The 18,917-nt window shown below is 63.1% G+C and carries 14 protein-coding genes; 9 read left to right on the top strand and 5 right to left on the bottom strand.

From position 1 onward, the window contains the following. The 9 genes from murD (at position 1) to lpxC (ending at position 10,497) form a co-directional block, all read left to right on the top strand. On the top strand, positions 1-1,347 hold the full coding sequence (gene murD, locus J4E63_RS02705) for a UDP-N-acetylmuramoyl-L-alanine--D-glutamate ligase (protein WP_092166202.1): 1,347 nt from the start codon (positions 1-3) through the stop codon (positions 1,345-1,347). After that, positions 1,344-2,561, top strand: coding sequence for a putative lipid II flippase FtsW (gene ftsW, locus J4E63_RS02710; RefSeq protein WP_092166204.1), 1,218 nt, complete (start codon positions 1,344-1,346; stop codon positions 2,559-2,561). The genes murD and ftsW overlap by 4 nt, the downstream gene beginning before the upstream one ends. Further along, positions 2,551-3,621, top strand: a complete 1,071-nt coding sequence (murG, locus tag J4E63_RS02715) for an undecaprenyldiphospho-muramoylpentapeptide beta-N-acetylglucosaminyltransferase (protein ID WP_092166206.1) — start codon at positions 2,551-2,553, stop codon at positions 3,619-3,621. The genes ftsW and murG overlap by 11 nt, the downstream gene beginning before the upstream one ends. After that, entirely contained in the window at positions 3,614-5,074 is a 1,461-nt protein-coding gene (gene murC, locus J4E63_RS02720; RefSeq protein WP_092204138.1) for a UDP-N-acetylmuramate--L-alanine ligase, read from the top strand. Before murG ends, murC begins: the two co-directional genes overlap by 8 nt. Beyond that, positions 5,071-6,036, top strand: a complete 966-nt coding sequence (locus J4E63_RS02725; RefSeq protein ID WP_060740759.1) for a D-alanine--D-alanine ligase — start codon at positions 5,071-5,073, stop codon at positions 6,034-6,036. The genes murC and J4E63_RS02725 overlap by 4 nt, the downstream gene beginning before the upstream one ends. A 3-nt stretch (positions 6,037-6,039) precedes the next feature. Further along, on the top strand, positions 6,040-6,906 hold the full coding sequence (locus J4E63_RS02730; protein WP_042729561.1) for a cell division protein FtsQ/DivIB: 867 nt from the start codon (positions 6,040-6,042) through the stop codon (positions 6,904-6,906). Between the two features lie 15 nt (positions 6,907-6,921). After that, on the top strand, positions 6,922-8,181 hold the full coding sequence (ftsA, locus tag J4E63_RS02735) for a cell division protein FtsA (RefSeq protein WP_003205342.1): 1,260 nt from the start codon (positions 6,922-6,924) through the stop codon (positions 8,179-8,181). Positions 8,182-8,279: 98 nt separating this feature from the next. After that, positions 8,280-9,473, top strand: coding sequence for a cell division protein FtsZ (gene ftsZ, locus J4E63_RS02740; RefSeq protein WP_003205341.1), 1,194 nt, complete (start codon positions 8,280-8,282; stop codon positions 9,471-9,473). Between the two features lie 112 nt (positions 9,474-9,585). Then, entirely contained in the window at positions 9,586-10,497 is a 912-nt protein-coding gene (gene lpxC / locus J4E63_RS02745; protein WP_003178240.1) for a UDP-3-O-acyl-N-acetylglucosamine deacetylase, read from the top strand. A 248-nt stretch (positions 10,498-10,745) separates the two neighbouring features. On the opposite strand, the gene J4E63_RS02750 is transcribed toward lpxC, so the two are convergent. The 5 genes from J4E63_RS02750 to J4E63_RS02770 all read right to left on the bottom strand — a co-directional run bounded on the left by J4E63_RS02750 (position 10,746) and on the right by J4E63_RS02770 (position 18,817). Further along, complete coding sequence (locus J4E63_RS02750; protein ID WP_207281036.1) at positions 10,746-12,239, bottom strand: sensor domain-containing diguanylate cyclase; 1,494 nt, start codon at positions 12,237-12,239, stop codon at positions 10,746-10,748. Between the two features lie 260 nt (positions 12,240-12,499). Continuing rightward, positions 12,500-13,867 (bottom strand): heavy metal sensor histidine kinase, encoded by a 1,368-nt coding sequence (locus tag J4E63_RS02755; RefSeq protein WP_192262177.1) that lies wholly within the window; start codon positions 13,865-13,867, stop codon positions 12,500-12,502. Then, on the bottom strand, positions 13,854-14,537 hold the full coding sequence (locus J4E63_RS02760; protein WP_060740762.1) for a heavy metal response regulator transcription factor: 684 nt from the start codon (positions 14,535-14,537) through the stop codon (positions 13,854-13,856). Before J4E63_RS02760 ends, J4E63_RS02755 begins: the two co-directional genes overlap by 14 nt. Before the next feature lie 9 nt (positions 14,538-14,546). Beyond that, positions 14,547-17,663, bottom strand: coding sequence for a multidrug efflux RND transporter permease subunit (locus tag J4E63_RS02765; RefSeq protein ID WP_207281037.1), 3,117 nt, complete (start codon positions 17,661-17,663; stop codon positions 14,547-14,549). Next, the gene (locus tag J4E63_RS02770) at positions 17,660-18,817 is read right to left on the bottom strand and encodes an efflux RND transporter periplasmic adaptor subunit (RefSeq protein WP_207281038.1); all 1,158 of its coding nucleotides are present in this window, start codon (positions 18,815-18,817) and stop codon (positions 17,660-17,662) included. Before J4E63_RS02770 ends, J4E63_RS02765 begins: the two co-directional genes overlap by 4 nt. Between the last annotated feature and the right edge of the window lie 100 nt (positions 18,818-18,917).

Below are 18,917 nucleotides of genomic sequence, written 5' to 3' on the forward strand. Positions count from 1 at the left end.
GTGTCCCTGATCGCTTCTGACCACTTCCGCATCGTTGTCGGCCTCGGCAAGAGCGGCATGTCCCTGGTTCGCTTCCTGGCGAACCGGGGCGTGTCGTTTGCCGTGGCCGACACGCGGGAAAATCCGCCTGAGCTGGCCACGCTGCGCCGTGACTATCCCCAGGTGGACGTGCGTTGTGGCGAGCTGGACGTCGAGTTCCTGTGCCGCGCCGATGAGCTCTACGTGAGCCCCGGCCTGGCCCTCGCGACTCCGGCCCTGCAGGCGGCCGCTGCCCGTGGCGTGAAACTGTCCGGCGACATCGAGCTGTTCGCGCGTAACGCCAAGGCGCCGATCGTTGCCATCAGCGGTTCGAACGCCAAGAGCACCGTCACCACCCTGGTGGGCGAGATGGCCGCGGCGGCCGGCAAGCGCGTCGCCGTGGGCGGCAACCTCGGTACCCCGGCCCTGGACCTGCTCAGCGACGACATCGAGTTGTACGTGATGGAACTGTCGAGCTTCCAGCTGGAAACCACCGACCACCTGGGCGCCGAAGTGGCCACCGTGCTCAACGTCAGCGAAGACCACATGGACCGCTACAGCGGCCTGCCGGCCTATCACCTGGCCAAGCACCGGATCTTCAGGGGGGCCCGGCAGGTGGTGTTCAACCGCCAGGACGCCTTGACCCGTCCGTTGCTGGGCGAGGGCATGCCGTGCTGGTCCTTCGGCCTGGGCGTTCCGGATTTCAAAGGCTTCGGTTTGCGCGAAGAGAATGGCGAGAAATACCTGGCCTTCGAATTCCAGAACCTGATGCCGGTGCGCGAACTGAAGATTCGTGGCGCCCATAACCAGGCCAATGCCCTGGCCGCGTTGGCCCTGGGACATGCGGTCGGCCTGCCGTTCGACGCCATGCTATCGGCCCTGCGCACGTTTGCCGGCCTCGAACACCGCTGCCAGTGGGTGCGCGACCTCGATGGCGTGGCCTGGTACAACGACTCCAAGGCCACCAACGTCGGTGCCGCGCTGGCGGCCATCGAAGGGCTGGGGGCGGACATCGCAGGCAAGCTCGTGCTGATCGCCGGCGGCGACGGCAAGGGCGCCGACTTCAAGGACCTGCGCGACCCCGTGGCAGCCAACTGCCGTGCCGTGGTGCTGATGGGCCGCGACCGCGAATTGATCGCCCAGGCCCTCGGCGATGCCGTGCCGCTGGTTCGTGTCGGTTCGCTGGACGAGGCGGTGCAGCAATGCCGCGCTCTCGCGCACCCGGGCGACGCGGTGCTGTTGTCGCCGGCCTGCGCCAGTTTCGACATGTTCAAGAACTATGAAGAGCGCGGGCAGTTGTTTGCCCGGGCCGCGGAGGACTTGGCATGAGCCTGATGAACATCATCAAGCCGTACCCGTCGCCGTTGATCACCGGACGTGGCATCGACCTGGATTTCCCGATGCTCGCCGGTTGCCTGGCCTTGCTGGGCCTGGGCCTGGTGATGATCACCTCCGCGTCGTCGGAAGTGGCCGCCGTGCAGTCGGGCAACACCCTTTACCACATGATCCGCCACCTCGTTTACCTGGTGATCGGCCTGGGCGCGTGCATCGTTACCATGATGGTGCCAATCGCTACCTGGCAACGCCTGGGCTGGTTGATGCTGCTCGGTGCCTTCGGCCTGTTGGTGATGGTGCTGGTGCCGGGGATCGGCCGCGAGGTCAACGGCTCGATGCGCTGGATCGGCTTCAGCTTCTTCAACGTGCAGCCCTCGGAGATCGCCAAGGTCTTCGTGGTGATTTTCCTGGCCGGTTATCTGGTGCGTCGCCAGAAAGAAGTGCGCGAGAGCTGGATGGGCTTCTTCAAGCCGTTCATCGTCTTGCTGCCCATGGCGGGCCTGCTGCTGATGGAGCCGGACTTCGGCGCCACGGTGGTGATGATGGGCGCCGCAGCGGCGATGCTGTTCCTCGGTGGGGTCGGGCTGTTTCGCTTCATCCTGATGGTGGCGTTGGCGGTGGCGGCCGTGACCGTGCTGGTTCAGGCGCAACCGTACCGGATGGCGCGCCTGATCACCTTTACCGACCCGTGGGCCGACCAATTCGGTTCCGGCTATCAATTGACCCAGGCCTTGATTGCCTTCGGTCGCGGCGAATGGTTGGGCGTGGGCCTGGGCAACAGCGTGCAGAAGCAGTTCTACCTGCCGGAAGCCCACACCGACTTCGTATTCTCGGTACTGGCCGAAGAACTGGGAGTCGTCGGCTCCCTGTGCACCGTCGCCCTGTTCGTGTTCGTCTGTGTGCGCGGCATGTACATCGGCTTGTGGGCCGAAAAGGCCAAGCAGTTTTTCGCCGCTTACGTGGCGTATGGCTTGTCGTTCCTGTGGATCGGCCAGTTCCTGATCAACATCGGCGTGAACGTCGGCCTCTTGCCGACCAAAGGTCTGACGCTGCCGTTCCTCAGTTATGGCGGCAGTTCCCTGGTGATCTGCTGCGCGTGCCTTGGTTTGTTGCTGCGCATCGAGTGGGAGAGTCGAACCCACCTGGGCAGCGAAGAGATGGAATTCCAGGAGAGCGACTTCGCCGAGGAGCCGACTCATGGGCGCTAACGTGCTGATCATGGCGGGCGGTACCGGCGGGCACGTGTTCCCGGCGCTGGCCTGTGCCCGGGAGTTCCAGTCACGGGGCTACACCGTGCACTGGCTGGGTACGCCGCGGGGCATCGAGAACGAACTGGTGCCTGGCGCCGGCCTCGAACTGCACCGGATCGACGCCAGCGGCCTGCGGGGCAAGGGCAAGTTGTCGTTGCTCAAGGCGCCGCTGATGCTGCTCAAGTCGATCTGGCAGGCGCGAGCGATCATTCGTCGGTTGCGCCCGGTGTGCGTGGTCGGGTTCGGTGGTTATGTGACCGGCCCTGGCGGCGTTGCGGCAAAACTGGCCGGCGTGCCGGTGATCGTCCACGAGCAGAACGCCGTGGCCGGTACCGCCAATCGGTTACTGGTGCCGTTGGCCGCCCGGGTCTGTGAAGCTTTTCCCGACACCTTTACCCTGTCGGGCAGCCGCCGCACCACCGGTAATCCGGTGCGTACCGAGCTGTTCCTGGAGACACCGCGCCCGGCCCTGGCTGGACGCAAGGCGCGTTTGCTGATCCTGGGTGGAAGCCTGGGGGCAGAACCGTTGAACAAATTGCTGCCCGAAGCCTTGTCGCTGGTCGCTCCCGACCTGCGGCCGGAAGTGTTCCATCAGGCTGGCAAAAATCACGATGAAGTGACCGCCGAGCGCTACCGCGCCGCTGGCGTCGAGGCGCAAGTGCAGCCTTTCATCAAAGACATGGCCCAAGCCTATGGCTGGGCCGACCTGGTGGTCTGCCGCGCAGGCGCGCTGACCATCAGTGAACTGGCTGCCGCCGGTCTGCCCTCGATGCTGGTGCCTTTGCCCCACGCCATCGACGATCACCAGACCCGTAACGCCGATTATTTGGCCCGTGAAGGCGCTGCCTTCCTGATGCCGCAAAGAACGACTGGCGCCGCGGATCTCGCCGCCCGCCTGACAGAGGTTTTGATGCAGCCGCAACGACTTGAAGACATGGCCCGCGCCGCCCGCCGCCTGGCCAAACCCGATGCCACGGCCCAAGTGGTCGATACCTGCCTGGAGGTGGCCCATGGTTGAGAATCGCAAAGCCATGCCGCAACCGGAAATGCGCCGTATCCGCCGCATCCACTTCGTCGGTATCGGCGGCGTGGGCATGTGCGGGATCGCCGAGGTATTGCTGAACCTGGGTTACCAGGTCTCGGGTTCCGACCTGAAAGCTTCCCCGGTCACCGAGCGCCTGGAGTCCTTCGGTGCGCAGATCTTTATCGGTCACCGTGCCGAGAACGCCGCCAATGCTGACGTGCTGGTGGTTTCCAGCGCCGTGAACACCTCCAACCCGGAAGTCGCCACCGCCCTGGAGCGCCGCATTCCGGTGGTGCCACGGGCTGAGATGCTCGCCGAGCTGATGCGCTATCGCCATGGCATCGCCGTCGCCGGTACCCACGGCAAAACCACCACCACCAGCCTGATCGCCTCGGTGTTCGCGGCCGGTGGCCTGGACCCGACGTTCGTGATTGGTGGTCGTCTGAATGCCGCGGGCACCAATGCCCAGCTGGGCACCAGCCGCTACCTGATCGCCGAAGCCGACGAGAGCGATGCGAGCTTTCTGCACCTGCAACCGCTGGTGGCCGTGGTGACCAACATCGACGCCGACCACATGGCGACCTACGACGGTGACTTCAACAAATTGAAGAAAACCTTCGTCGAGTTCCTGCACAACCTGCCGTTCTACGGTCTGGCTGTGGTGTGCCTGGACGACCCGGTGGTGCGTGAAATCCTGCCGCTGATCAAGCGTCCGACCGTGACCTACGGCTTCGGCGAAGACGCCGACGTGCGCGCCATCAACGTGCGCCAGCAAGGCATGCAGACGTTCTTCACCGTCTTGCGCCCTGATCGCGAGCCGTTGGACGTGTCGGTGAACATGCCCGGCAACCACAACGTGCTCAATTCCTTGGCCACCATCTGCATCGCCACCGACGAAGGCGTCAGCGATGAAGCCATCGTTCAGGGGCTGTCCGGGTTCCAGGGCGTGGGCCGGCGTTTCCAGGTCTACGGCGAACTGCCGGTGGAAGGTGGCAACGTGATGCTGGTGGACGACTATGGCCACCACCCGACCGAAGTCGCGGCGGTGATCAAGGCCGTGCGCGGTGGCTGGCCGGAGCGGCGCCTGGTGATGGTTTACCAGCCGCACCGCTATAGCCGCACCCGCGACCTGTATGACGATTTCGTCCAGGTGCTGGCCGACGCCAACGTGCTGCTGTTGATGGAAGTCTACCCGGCCGGTGAAGAACCGATCCCCGGGGCCGACAGCCGCCAGCTGTGCCACAGCATCCGTCAACGCGGCCAGTTGGACCCGATCTACATCGAACGTGGCGTGGACCTCGCGCCGCTGGTCAAGCCGTTGCTGCGCGCCGGCGACATCCTGCTGTGCCAGGGTGCTGGTGACATCGGTGGCCTGGCCCCGAAACTGTTGAAAAGTCCGTTATTCGCCGGAGCAATCGTGGCCTCCAGCGAGGGGAAATTGAAATGACTGCTGCCTACGCCAACCTGGTCTCGACCCTCGATCCGCAAGCCTTCGGCCGCGTGGCCGTGCTGTTCGGTGGCAAGAGCGCCGAGCGCGAGGTGTCCCTCAAGTCCGGCAACGCCGTGCTGCAAGCCTTGCAAAGCGCCGGCGTCGACGCCTTTGGCATCGACGTGGGCGACGATTTCCTGCAGCGCCTGCTGAGCGAAAAGATCGATCGCGCGTTCATCATCCTCCATGGCCGCGGCGGCGAAGACGGCAGCATGCAAGGCCTGCTCGAATGCCTGGGGATCCCCTACACCGGCAGCGGCATCCTGGCATCCGCCCTGGCGATGGACAAACTGCGCACCAAGCAGGTCTGGCACAGCCTCGGCATTCCGACGCCGCGTCACGCCGTGCTGGCGTCCGAGGCCGATTGTATTTCGGCGGCCACGGAACTGGGCTTCCCTTTGATCGTCAAACCGGCCCATGAAGGTTCAAGTATCGGCATGGCGAAAGTGAATTCGCTGCCTGAGTTGACCGCGGCATGGAAGGACGCCAGTTCCTACGATTCGCAAGTGTTGGTCGAACAATGGATCACCGGTCCCGAGTTCACCATCGCCACCCTGCGTGACCAGGTGTTGCCCCCGATTGCGCTGGGCACGCCCCACACGTTCTACGACTACGACGCCAAGTACATCGCCAACGATACCCAGTACCGCATTCCCTGCGGGCTGGACGCTGCCAAGGAAAAAGAACTGATGGACCTCACGGCCAAGGCCTGTGAGGCGCTGGGTATCGCCGGTTGGGGCCGGGCAGACGTGATGCAGGACGCCGATGGGCAGTTCTGGTTCCTGGAGGTCAATACCGCTCCAGGCATGACCGATCACAGCCTGGTACCGATGGCGGCCCGTGCCGCCGGTCTGGATTTCCAGCAACTGGTGCTGTCGATCCTGGCGGCCAGTGTCGGCCCTCAAGAGCCAAGAGGTTAAGCCATGCAAGGCGCATCGCTTCGTCATCAGCCATCCGCACCCGGTCGCAAGCCGGTGCCGCGGGGTGCCAGCCGAATGGTGGCCAAAGAGCCGATGTCGGCGCGCTTGCCGAAAGCCAATTTTGGTTTTCTCAAGAGCCTGTTCTGGCCGGTGCTGCTGGTGGCGTTGGGGTTCGGTACCTATGAAGGCGCGCAACGGTTGCTGCCTTATGCCGACCGGCCGATCGCCCGGATCAACGTCCAGGGCGACCTGAGCTACATCAGCCAGCAGGCAGTGCAGCAGCGGATCGCCCCGTTCGTCGCGTCGAGTTTCTTCACCATCGACCTGGCGGGGATGCGCACGGAGCTGGAGCAGATGCCCTGGATCGCTCACGCCGAAGTCCGGCGGGTGTGGCCCGACCAGGTGTCGATTCGCCTGGAAGAGCAACTGCCGGTGGCCCGTTGGGGCGACGAGTCGTTGCTGAACAACCAGGGCCAGGCGTTTACGCCGCGAGAACTGGCCAACTATGAACATTTGCCACAACTGTTCGGTCCACAGCGGGCCCAGCAGCAAGTGATGCAGCAATACCAGGTGTTGAGCCAGATGTTGCGGCCGTTGGGCTTCTCCATCGCGCGCCTGGAATTGCGTGAGCGCGGCAGTTGGTTCCTGACCACTGGCGCGGGCAGCTCGGGGCCGGGCATCGAGCTGTTGCTCGGGCGCGGCAACCTGGTGGAAAAGATGCGCCGCTTCATCGCCATCTATGACAAGACGCTCAAAGAACAGATTACGAACATTGCGCGCATCGATCTGCGCTACGCCAACGGCCTGGCCGTTGGCTGGCGGGAACCTGTAGCGCCGACGACGGCCGAACCCGCCGTCGCGAAGAATTAAGAAGAGGCAGGACCCATGGCAAACGTGCAAAGCGGGAAAATGATCGTCGGTCTCGATATCGGCACTTCCAAGGTGGTGGCGCTGGTAGGCGAAGTCGCGGACGACGGCACGCTGGTCATCGTCGGGATCGGTACACACCCGTCCCGCGGCTTGAAAAAAGGCGTGGTGGTGAATATCGAGTCCACCGTGCAATCGATCCAGCGCGCCATCGAAGAGGCGCAGCTGATGGCCGGTTGCCGGATCCACTCGGCGTTCGTCGGAGTGGCGGGCAATCACATCCGCAGCCTGAACTCCCACGGCATCGTGGCGATTCGTGATCGCGAAGTCAGCTCCGCGGACCTTGAGCGCGTACTCGACGCGGCCCAGGCCGTGGCGATCCCGGCCGACCAGCGTGTGCTGCACACCCTGCCGCAGGATTACGTGATCGATAACCAGGAAGGCGTGCGTGAGCCCCTGGGCATGTCCGGCGTGCGCCTGGAAGCCAAGGTCCACGTGGTGACCTGTGCGGTGAACGCGGCGCAGAACATCGAGAAATGCGTGCGTCGCTGCGGCCTGGAAATCGACGACATCATCCTCGAGCAACTGGCCTCGGCCTACTCGGTGCTGACCGACGACGAGAAAGAGCTGGGCGTGTGCCTGGTGGACATCGGCGGCGGCACCACCGACATCGCGATCTTCACCGAAGGCGCGATCCGCCACACGGCCGTGATCCCGATTGCCGGCGACCAGGTGACCAACGACATCGCCATGGCGTTGCGCACTCCGACCCAGTACGCCGAGGAAATCAAGATCCGTTACGCCTGCGCCCTGGCGAAGCTGGCCGGTGCCGGTGAAACCATCAAGGTGCCGAGCGTCGGCGACCGTCCACCGCGCGAATTGTCGCGCCAGGCCCTGGCCGAAGTGGTCGAGCCGCGCTACGACGAGCTGTTCACGCTGATCCAGGCCGAACTGCGTCGCAGCGGCTACGAAGACCTGATCCCGGCCGGCATCGTGCTGACCGGCGGTACGTCGAAGATGGAAGGTGCGGTGGAGCTGGCCGAAGAGATTTTCCACATGCCGGTGCGCCTGGGCGTGCCCCATGGCGTCAAGGGCCTGGATGACGTGGTCCGCAACCCGATCTATTCCACCGGCGTGGGCCTGTTGATGTACGGCCTGCAGAAACAGTCCGACGGGATCTCGTTTTCAGGGATCGGCAGCCGCGACAGCTACAGCAGCGACGAGCCGAAGGCACCGCTGTTCGAGCGGCTCCAGGCTTGGGTCAAAGGCAACTTCTAAACAGTTTCAAAGCTTCACGCGGCAGGTTTCAGGCTTGGCGCTGGAAGACGCAGCAAACGCAGTAGGCGAAAAAACTAGAGAATGAAAGGAGAGGGAAAATGTTCGAACTCGTAGACAACATCCCCGCTAGCCCGGTTATCAAAGTAATCGGTGTCGGCGGTGGCGGCGGCAACGCTGTCAACCACATGGTCAAGAGCAACATTGAAGGCGTTGAATTCATCTGCGCCAACACTGATGCCCAGGCGCTGAAATCCATCGGCGCGCGGACCATCCTGCAACTGGGCACTGGCGTGACCAAAGGCCTGGGTGCCGGCGCCAACCCCGAGGTCGGTCGTCAGGCCGCTCTCGAAGACCGTGAGCGCATCGCTGAAGTCCTGCAAGGCACCAACATGGTGTTCATCACCACCGGCATGGGCGGCGGCACCGGTACGGGTGCGGCGCCAATCATCGCCGAAGTGGCCAAGGAAATGGGGATCCTCACCGTTGCGGTGGTGACCCGTCCGTTCCCTTTCGAAGGCCGCAAGCGTATGCAGATCGCCGACGAAGGTATCCGTCTGCTGTCTGAAAGCGTCGACTCGTTGATCACCATTCCCAACGAGAAGCTGCTGACCATCCTGGGTAAAGACGCAAGCCTGCTGTCGGCTTTCGCCAAGGCTGACGATGTACTGGCCGGTGCCGTTCGCGGTATCTCCGACATCATCAAGCGTCCAGGCATGATCAACGTCGACTTTGCCGACGTACGGACTGTCATGAGCGAAATGGGCATGGCAATGATGGGCACTGGCTGCGCCAGCGGTCCGAACCGTGCACGCGAGGCCACCGAAGCGGCCATCCGCAACCCGTTGCTCGAAGACGTGAACCTGCAAGGTGCACGCGGCATCCTGGTGAACATCACCGCCGGTCCTGACCTGTCCCTGGGTGAGTACTCCGACGTGGGTAGCATCATCGAAGCCTTCGCTTCCGAGCACGCGATGGTCAAGGTCGGTACCGTTATCGATCCGGACATGCGCGACGAGTTGCACGTTACCGTGGTTGCCACCGGTCTGGGCGCGAAAATCGAGAAGCCTGTGAAGGTCATCGACAACACCGTTCACACCTCCATGGCTTCGCAACCGCAACAACAAGTGGCTTCGCGCCAGGAAGCGCCTGCGGTGAACTACCGTGACCTGGACCGTCCGACCGTCATGCGCAACCAGGCTCAGGCCGGTACTGCGACTGCCGCGAAGATGAATCCGCAAGACGATCTGGATTACCTGGACATCCCGGCTTTCCTGCGTCGTCAGGCCGATTGATGAAATGTATCAGGGGGATACGGGTGATTGGTGTTCAGCAAAGGTCTGGTCTGCTATCATCGCCAGCCTTTGTTGATACCAGTTCGCAATTTGCGCTGAAGCGGCCCATGCCATGATTAAACAACGCACCCTGAAGAATATTATCCGTGCCACAGGTGTCGGCTTGCACTCCGGCGAGAAGGTCTACCTGACCCTCAAGCCCGCGCCTATCGATACCGGCATTGTGTTTTGTCGTGCCGACCTCGACCCTGTGGTGCAGATTCCTGCTCGCGCGGAAAACGTTGGTGAAACCACTATGTCGACCACACTGGTCAACGGTGACACCAAAGTGGATACGGTGGAGCATTTGCTCTCGGCCATGGCTGGCCTGGGCATCGATAACGCCTACGTCGAGCTCTCCGCGTCCGAAGTCCCGATCATGGATGGCAGTGCCGGACCCTTCGTATTCCTGATTCAATCGGCTGGCCTGGAAGAGCAGGACGCAGCCAAGAAGTTCATCCGCATCCTGCGGGAAGTGACAGTGGAAGACGGCGACAAGCGCGCCACTTTCGTCCCTTTCGAAGGTTTCAAGGTGAGCTTCGAGATCGATTTCGATCATCCGGTTTTCCGTGACCGCACCCAGAGTGCAAGCGTGGATTTTTCCAGCACTTCGTTCGTAAAAGAAGTCAGCCGCGCCCGTACCTTTGGTTTCATGAGTGATATCGAGTACCTGCGCAAGCACAACCTCGCACTCGGCGGCAGTGTTGAAAACGCGATCGTGGTCGATTCCGATGGTGTATTGAACGAAGACGGTCTTCGTTATGAAGACGAATTCGTCAAGCACAAGATCCTCGATGCAATCGGCGACCTCTACCTGCTGGGCAATAGCCTGATTGGTGAGTTCAAGGGCTTCAAGTCCGGCCACGCACTGAACAACCAGCTGCTGCGCAAGTTGATTGAGCAGAAAGATGCTTGGGAAGTCGTGACGTTCGAAGACGCCAGCACCGCACCAATCTCTTACATGCGCCCTGTCGCGGCGGTGTAAGCAAAAAACCTCTCTAGTTTTTTAAGGGCTGCCTTTGGGTGGCCTTTTTTTATGGCCGGGTTTTCGTTGGGAGCGATGGGGGAACCTGTGGCGAGGGAGCTTGCTCCCGCTGGGGCGCGCAGCGGCCCTGAAATCTGGCGCCGCGGTGTATCAAACTCATTAGCCAGGGCTGGGATGCTGCGCAGCCCTGCGGGAGCAAGCTCCCTCCCCACGGAGAGCCGTGTCCATAGCCTTTGGGTGTTGCGGTGTTACATCGCGCAGACCACACGATTGCGCCCGCTGGCCTTGGCCTGGTACAGCGCCTTGTCCGCGGCGAACAAGAGTTGTGTGAGTTCGTTGTACGGTCCCTGAGTCCAAGTGGCGATGCCGATACTGACCGTCATGGGCGATCCCCCCTCGGACACCGGTGGCAGTTGTTCGACCGCGTCGCGAATATTCTGGGCCATGGTGAAGGCGCCAGCGGTGGTGGTCTCCGGCAGCACCACCGAGAACTCCTCACCGCCATAGCGCGCCGCCAGGTCGGCGGGGCGTCGGACATGCTGGCCGATCAATTGCGCCAAGGTGCGCAGGGCCTCGTCACCCTGCTGATGACCATGGCGATCATTGAACGCCTTGAAATGATCGGCATCGATCATCAGCACAGACAACGGTTGGCCCGAACGTTGGGCGCGCAGCCATTCCTGTTGCAACGTCTCGTCCAGTGTTCGTCGGTTGGCCAGGCCCGTGAGGGCGTCGACGGACGCCAGTTGGGCCAATTCCCGTTCAGCTCTGTAACGGCGGCGCAATTCGCGGCGCAGCAGCCAGGTGAGCCAGAGCAAACCGATGCACAGCGCGCCGGTGGCGCCGCTGACTAACAACGCCGTGCGTTGCCATGAGGCGAAGACCTCTTGGTAGGAGAGCGCTACCACGACAATCAATGGCAGGTCGCCCACCTGGGAAAAGGTGTACAGGCGCTGTGTCTGATCAACGCTGGAGATGCCGGTAAAACTGCCGTTACCTTCACGCAGGATGCGTACGAAGTTCGGTCGGTTGCTGAAGTCCTTGCCAATCATGTCGTCGGCCAGGGGCGGTTCCTGGGCCAACAGAATCCCATCGCGGCTGATCAGGTTGACTGTCCCGTGGCCGATGTTCAGGCTCTTGAACAATTGGTTGAAGTAATTCAAACGCATCGCGGCTTCGGCCACGCCCATGAACTCACCCCGGTCGTCGCTCAGTCGATAGCTGAAGCTGATGCGCCAATCTTGCGCGTGACTCCTGGAACGGAACGGGCGACTGATCATCATGCCCAGGCTCGGGTCCTGGACATGGGACTGGAAATATTCCCGGTCGGCGTAATTGCCTTTGCGCGGTTCGAGCGAGGCGGAGTCGGCGATTACATCGCCACGCTTGTCGAGCAGCAGGATGTCGCCTTTGTAGGGGGCAGCGGTGGCGCGGTCGAACAGCGCCAGGTGGCGAATCGCCGGCGAAACGTCTTTCAGGTCGTCGCGTTTGGCGGCGGCGACCAGACCTTGCAGCGACAGATCGTAGAGCTCCACGTTACGCAGCACATCGGCGTCAATCAGTTGCACGATATTGGTCGCCGCACGTGTCGCAGCCTGTTGTGCGGCGGCATGTTCGCGGATCAACAGAAACGTTACGATGCTCAGGATGGCAATGACAACCAGCGAGCTGGCCAGTACGAATACCCGTTCCGAACGTCTCGAAAGCGGGGTGTTGCCGGGTGTCGCACTGCGCGCGCTCATGGTTCCGATGTCTGCATTGTCATGTGGCTGGGGTCCGTCCCAAAGGATTGCAAATCGGCAATGAACCAGATGCTGGCCTTTTGCTGATTGTGCTTGGATCAATGAGAGCGGGCAATCAGTGTTTGCGCAATTACCCGGTAATTAGTGAAAGCAGGGGGGCGCGTTCGGACGGTATTCCGATTTTGCTACAGTTGGCTTTCGCCCAGCATTCATTGGCCTGGAAAGACTTGATGACGGATACAAACCTATGGGGGAGAGTGTCAGGCTGGCAAGCGGATCCCGAACGTGTTGGCACCCTGGTCGCTGTGCACAAACACATCGCCACCATGCATCAGCGCAATGGCCTTGACGATGGCCAGCCCCAGCCCATGGTTGGCGCCACTGTTGCTGCGTGAGGCATCGACGCGATAGAAACGTTCGAACAGGCGTGGCAGATGCTCGCCGGCGATCGGTTCGCCGGGGTTGGTGACGGCGAGGGTGATCTGGTCGCCAAGGGCTTCGATGCGCACGTCTATCACTTGCCCGGGCGCGGTGTGCTGCACGGCGTTGCTCAGCAGGTTGATCAGCGCCCGCCGCAGGTGAGCGATCTCGATGTTGGCCTGGGCGTCGCCGCTGACCCGGACCTGGACCTGGGCATCTTCCAGAATGAAGTCCAGGTAATCGAGGGTGGTCGCCACTTCGCCGGCCAGGGAGGCGCTGGTCAACTTGGTGGCCTTGCTGCCCTGGTCGGCGCTGGCCAGGAACAGCATGTCGTTGATGATCGAGCGCAGCCGCTCCAGCTCCTCGAGATTCGATTGCAACACTTCGAAGTAATGTTCAGCCGAGCGGCCACGGGTCAGCGCCACCTGGGTCTGGCCGATCAGGTTGGTCAGGGGCGAGCGTAATTCATGGGCAACGTCGGCATTGAACGACTCCAGCCGCGAGTAAGCCTGTTCGACCCGGTCCAGGGTGGCGTTGAAGGAGCTGACGAACTGGCTCAGCTCCGGCGGCAATGGCGACAGTTGCAAGCGCCCAGAGAGGCGGGGTGGGGCCAGGCGCCGGGCTTCCTCGGACAGCTTGATCAGCGGTTTGAGACCGATGCGTGCGACCCAGTAGCCCAGCAACGAAGCCAGGACTACGCCGACAATCGCCAGGCTCACCAGCGCCACCAACAGGCGATGCTGGGTCTGGTAGAAGGTCTCGGTGTCGATGCCGATCATGAAGCGCAGCGGCGGGCGTTGGTCCTTGGCCGGGAATTGGCTCACCAGCACTTTCATCGGGTAGTGCCGATGGGGCAACGTCAGGTCGTGTTTACCCAGCGGGCCTTGGGCAAAGGTGCGGATCTGCGCATCGGGATCGCCGTATTCAAAGCGCGGATCGTCGCTGACGATCCAGAAATGGATGCGCTTGTCTTCTTCACCGAGCAATCGCAGCTTGTTGTTGATCTTCACCCAGTGTTCAGGCGTGCCGTAGCGGCCGACGGTGGACTCCAGGACACTGTAGCGGGCATCGAGCTCGGCTTCGGGCAACAGGCCCAGGCCCTTGCCGACCTGTTGGTACAAAGCGCCCCCTATCAACAGGAACACCAGCGCCGCCACCAGCGTGAACATGGCGCTCAAGCGCAGGGCGATGCTCTCAGGGACGCTCATCGCTGCGACTCTCCAGCACATAACCCATGCCGCGAATGGTGTGCAGCAACTTCTGTTCGAATGGCCCGTCGAGCTTGGCCCGCAAGCGTTTGATCGCCACTTCCACCACGTTGGCGTCACTGTCGAAGTTGATGTCCCAGACCATTTCGGCAATGGCGGTTTTCGAGAGGATTTCGCCCTGGCGGCGAGCCAGGACGCTGAGCAGGGAGAACTCCTTGGCGGTCAGGTCCAGGCGCTGGCCGGCGCGGGTGGCCTTGCGGCTGATCAGGTCGATCCACAGGTCGGCGATGCTCACCTGCACCGGTTCATGGCCACCGCTGCGGCGGGTCAGGGCTTGCAGGCGGGCCACCAGTTCGAGGAAGGAGAAGGGCTTGCCCAGGTAGTCATCGGCCCCGTCGCGCAAGCCCTTGATGCGGTCCTCGACCCGTTCCCGGGCGGTGAGCATGATCACCGGTGTCTGCTTGCGGGCGCGGAGGGCCCGCAGTACGCCGAAGCCGTCCAGGCCCGGCAGCATCACGTCGAGCACGATCACCGCATAGTCGGTTTCCAGGGCCAGGTGCAGCCCTTCGATGCCGTCCGGCGCCACGTCCACGGTGTAGCCCTGTTCGGTCAGGCCGCGGTGCAGGTAGTCCGCGGTTTTTTCTTCGTCTTCGATGATCAGAACGCGCATGGCCCCGCCTCAGTGGTCTGTGCTTGCCAGCGCCGCCGTCGGCGCCGACCCTGGCTGCTGGGTGGGCCGATGGAACACTCGCTCGAGCCACAAGTATATGACCGGTGTCGTGAACAGCGTCAGCGCCTGGCTCACCAACAGGCCGCCCACCACCGCGATGCCCAGGGGCTGGCGCAGTTCCGCGCCGGGGCCATAGCCGAGCATCAGCGGCAGGGCACCGAGCAGGGCCGCCAGGGTGGTCATCATGATCGGGCGGAAGCGTGTCAGGCACGCCTGGAAAATCGCCTCCTGGGGGGCCAGCCCTTTGTTGCGCTGGGCGTCGAGGGCGAAGTCGATCATCAGGATGCCGTTCTTCTTGACGATCCCGATCAGCAGCACCAGCCCGATCAGCGCCATGATCGAAAAGTCCTGGCCCAGCAGCCAGAGCATGATCAGCGCGCCGAGGCCGGCCGAGGGCAGGGTGGAGATGATCGTCAGCGGGTGCACGAAGCTCTCGTAGAGCACGCCGAGAATGATGTACACGGCCACCAGCGCGGCGAGGATCAGCCACGGCTGGCTCGCCAGCGAGCTTTGGAAGGCCTGGGCCGCGCCCTGGAAATTACCGGTGATGGCGGCCGGCATGCCGATTTCGTTCTTCGCCTGGTCGAGCAGGCGCACCGCGTCTCCCAGGGCCACGCCAGGTGCCAGGTTGAACGACAGGTTGGCGGCCGGGAACATGCCGTCGTGGGCAATCGACAACGGGCCGTTGCTCGGCGCATCGAAGCGGGCCAGGGCCGAGAGCGGCACCATTTCCCCACTCAGGGGCGAACGCAGGTAGAAATACGCCAGGCTTTCTGCCTTGCCCCGCTGCGCGGTATCGAGCTCCAGGATCACGTTGTACTGGTTGGTCTCGGTCTGGAATTCATTGATCTGCCGCTGGCCGAAGGCGTCGTACAGGGCCTGGTCGACATCGGTGGCGGTGAGGCCGAAGCGGGCCGCCGCGCTGCGGTCGATGTTGATGTGGGTGATGCTGCCGCCCAGTTGCAGGTCGTTGGAGATGTCACGGAACGCCGGGTTGCCGCGCAGCTTGTCGGTGAGTTTTTGCGTCCAGGCGTTGAGGCTCGGCCCGTCGTTGCTCTTGAGCACGTATTGATACTGGGCGCGACTGGGACCGGAGCTGAGGTTGATGTCCTGCCCGGCCCTGAGGTACAGCACCACGCCGGGGATTTTCAGCAGTTGCGGGCGGATCCGGTCGATGAAGCCGCTGGCCGACACGTCACGCTCGCCCCGGGGCTTGAGGGCGATCCAGAAACGGCCGTTGGCGATGGTCTGGTTGTTGCCCGAGACGCCGACGGAGTGGGAGAAGGTCTGCACCGCCGGGTCGGCGGCGACGATGTCGGCCAGGGCCTTGTGCTTGGCCACCATGTCCGGGAACGACACATCGGCGGCGGCTTCGCTGGTGCCCAGCACCAGGCCGGTGTCCTGTACCGGGAAGAAACCCTTGGGAATGAACACATAGCCCACCACCGCCAGTGCCAGGGTCAGGCCGAACACGCCGATCATCAGCTTCTGATGGGCCAGGGCCTTGCGCAGGCCCCGCTCATACCCGCCCAGCAGACGTTCGCCGAACCCCGCCTTGCCATGGGCGTGATGGACCGGGGCGCGCATGAACAACGCGGCCAGGGTCGGCGCCAACGTGAGGGACACCACCACCGAGATCAGGATGGTTGAGGTGGCGGTCAGGGCAAACTCCTTGAACAGGCGCCCGACCACGCCGCCCATGAACAGCAGCGGAATGAACGCGGCGATCAGCGAGAAACTGATGGAGACCACGGTAAAGCCAATTTCGCCGGCCCCCTTGATCGCCGCCTCGCGCATGCCGTCGCCGGCCTCCAGGTGCCGGTGGATGTTCTCCACCACCACAATCGCATCGTCCACCACGAACCCTACCGAGATGACGATCGCCACCAGGGTCAGGTTGTTCAGGCTGAAACCCATCACGTACATCAGGGCGAAACTGGCGGTCAGCGACACCCCCAGCACCGCCGAGACGATCAGGGTCGCCGACAGCTGGCGCAGGAACAACGCCATCACCGCCACCACCAGCAGTACCGCGATCAGCAAGGTGATTTCCACTTCGTGCAGCGAGGCGCGGATGGTCTGGGTGCGGTCGATCAACACCTTGACCTGCACCGCCGCGGGCAACATGGCTTGCAGGGTGGGCAGGGCCGCCTGGATGCGGTCGACGGTCTCGACGATATTGGCCCCCGGTTGCCGGAAAATCACCAGGTTGACCCCGGGCTCGTTGTCGGCCCAGGCCTGGACGTAGGCGTTTTCCGAGCCGTTGACGACCTTGGCGATGTCCTTGAGGTGAACCGGTGCCCCGTCCCGGTAGGACACGATCAGCTCTCCATACTCCGCAGGCTTGAACAACTGGTCGTTGGTGGACAGGGTGGAAATGCTCGACTCACCGTACAAGGCGCCCTTGGCCAGGTTGAGGCTGGCCTGTTGGAGCGCCAGGCGAATGTCCGCCAGGGTCAGGCCGATGGCGGCGAGCCGGTCGGCCGAGGCCTGGACCCGGATCGCCGGACGCTGCTGGCCGGTGATGTAGATTTGTCCTACGCCATCGATCTGGCTGATCTGACGGGAGAGCAGGGTTTCGACGTAGTCGCTCAGTTCGGTGCCAGGCATCAGCGTGGAACTGATGCTGAGGATCAGCACCGGGCTGTCGGCGGGGTTGACCTTGCGCCAGGTCGGCAGGTTCGGCATGTCGTTGGGCAGTTTGCCGGCGGCGGTGTTGATCGCCGCCTGCACTTCCTGGGCGGCGGTGTCGATGCTTTTATCGAGGCTGAATTGCAGAATCAGGTTGGTCGAGCCCAGGGCGCTGCTGGAGGTCATCTGGGTAATGCCGGGAATGGCACTGAATTGCACTTCCAGCGGCGTCGCCACCGACGACGCCATGGTTTCGGGGCTGGCCCCTGGCAACTGGGCGTTGACTTGGATGGTCGGGAATTCCGCCTCCGGCAACGGCGCGATGGGCAGGCGAGGAAACGCGATCACCCCCAGCAGCACCAGGGCAAAGGTCAGTAGTACCGTGGCGATAGGGTGGTCGATGCACCACGCCGAAACCGAACCGCGCCCCTTCATGGCTGCGGCTCCGCGGTCCTGGCCAGGGCGGGTGGATCGCTGAGCACCTGGATGTGGCTGCCCGGCTTGAGCCGCGATTGGCCGTCGCTCACCAGTTGGTCGCCGGCGTTCACCCCCTTGATGATGTGCAGGTCGCTGTCCTGGTAAACCATCACCACCGGCACGCTTTCGACCTTGTCGCCCTTTATGCGGTACACGAAGTGTTGCTCCAGGCCGCGCTGGACGACGGTAGGCGGTACCACCAGGGCGTCCTTGTCGATGGCGGTCTGGATTTTCAGTGTCACCAGTTGCCCCGGCCACAGCCGTTGCGCGGCGTTGTTGAATTCAGCCTTGGCCCGCAGGGTTCCGGTGTTGGCGTTGATCTGGTTGTCGATGAGGCTCAGGCGCCCCTCGCCGAGCAGCTCCCCGGTGGCACCATCGGCGCCGATATAGGCCTTGACCAAGGCTTGCTCGGGGGCGGCGATCAACCGTTGCAAGGTGGGCAGCATTTGCTGGGGCAGGGAGAATTCCACGGCGATGGGGTCGATCTGGGTCACCGTGAACAGGCCTGCGGCGTCGCTGGTGCGCAGGAAGTTGCCTTCGTCCACGTTGCGAATGCCGACGCGACCGCTCACCGGGGAGCGGATCTGGGTGTAGGACAGTTGCACCTGTGCCGAGTCGATGGCCGCCTGGTTGCCCTGGGCGGTCGCCTTGAGCTGGTTGACCAGCGCCTGTTGCTGGTCGTAGGTCTGCTTCGAGACGCCGTCATCGACGCTCAGCAATTTGTAGCGCTTGAGGTTGACCTGGGCCACCGCCAGTTGTGCCTGGCTTTCGCCGAGCTGGGCCCGGGCCTGGTCGAGGCTGGCGCGGATCGAGCGGTCGTCGATGGTCGCCAGCAGGTCACCCTTCTTGACCAGTTGCCCCTCCTTGACCAGCAGCTGGGTGAGGATGCCGTCGATCTGCGGGCGGATCACCACGCTGTGCAGCGACAGCACCGTGCCGATGCCGCTGGCAAAGCGCGGTACATCCTGTTGCATCACGCTGACGGCCCGTACCGGAACGGCGGCGGGAGCGCCGGGCCTGGCGGTCACGGGCTTGAGCACAAACCAGAGGGCGAGGGCCGCCAGGGCGATCAGCAGCACGACAATCAGGACAGTTTTCTTCTGGATGCGCATGGATATGAAGGGCCGGTTCGAGACGCAAGAGTTGGAGCTTTCTTATATAGCGTTGCGAGCCGGTCAGGAAGGTGACGCCTAACTGACAGGCTTGTCAGTT

This window comes from Pseudomonas sp. FW300-N2F2, assembly GCF_017351655.1.
In the GTDB taxonomy this organism is placed as follows: Bacteria; Pseudomonadota; Gammaproteobacteria; order Pseudomonadales; family Pseudomonadaceae; genus Aquipseudomonas; species Aquipseudomonas fluorescens_AA.

Bases quoted from the DNA above. Each gene is read 5' to 3' on its own strand.
- ftsW (WP_092166204.1), top strand. From the start codon at position 1,344: ATGAGCCTGATGAACATCATCAAGCCGTACCCGTCGCCGTTGATCACC.
- murG (WP_092166206.1), top strand. From the start codon at position 2,551: ATGGGCGCTAACGTGCTGATCATGGCGGGCGGTACCGGCGGGCACGTG.
- murC (WP_092204138.1), top strand. From the start codon at position 3,614: ATGGTTGAGAATCGCAAAGCCATGCCGCAACCGGAAATGCGCCGTATC.
- J4E63_RS02725 (WP_060740759.1), top strand. From the start codon at position 5,071: ATGACTGCTGCCTACGCCAACCTGGTCTCGACCCTCGATCCGCAAGCC.
- J4E63_RS02730 (WP_042729561.1), top strand. From the start codon at position 6,040: ATGCAAGGCGCATCGCTTCGTCATCAGCCATCCGCACCCGGTCGCAAG.
- ftsA (WP_003205342.1), top strand. From the start codon at position 6,922: ATGGCAAACGTGCAAAGCGGGAAAATGATCGTCGGTCTCGATATCGGC.
- ftsZ (WP_003205341.1), top strand. From the start codon at position 8,280: ATGTTCGAACTCGTAGACAACATCCCCGCTAGCCCGGTTATCAAAGTA.
- lpxC (WP_003178240.1), top strand. From the start codon at position 9,586: ATGATTAAACAACGCACCCTGAAGAATATTATCCGTGCCACAGGTGTC.
- J4E63_RS02750 (WP_207281036.1), bottom strand. From the start codon at position 12,239: ATGAGCGCGCGCAGTGCGACACCCGGCAACACCCCGCTTTCGAGACGT.
- J4E63_RS02755 (WP_192262177.1), bottom strand. From the start codon at position 13,867: ATGAGCGTCCCTGAGAGCATCGCCCTGCGCTTGAGCGCCATGTTCACG.
- J4E63_RS02760 (WP_060740762.1), bottom strand. From the start codon at position 14,537: ATGCGCGTTCTGATCATCGAAGACGAAGAAAAAACCGCGGACTACCTG.
- J4E63_RS02765 (WP_207281037.1), bottom strand. From the start codon at position 17,663: ATGAAGGGGCGCGGTTCGGTTTCGGCGTGGTGCATCGACCACCCTATC.
- J4E63_RS02770 (WP_207281038.1), bottom strand. From the start codon at position 18,817: ATGCGCATCCAGAAGAAAACTGTCCTGATTGTCGTGCTGCTGATCGCC.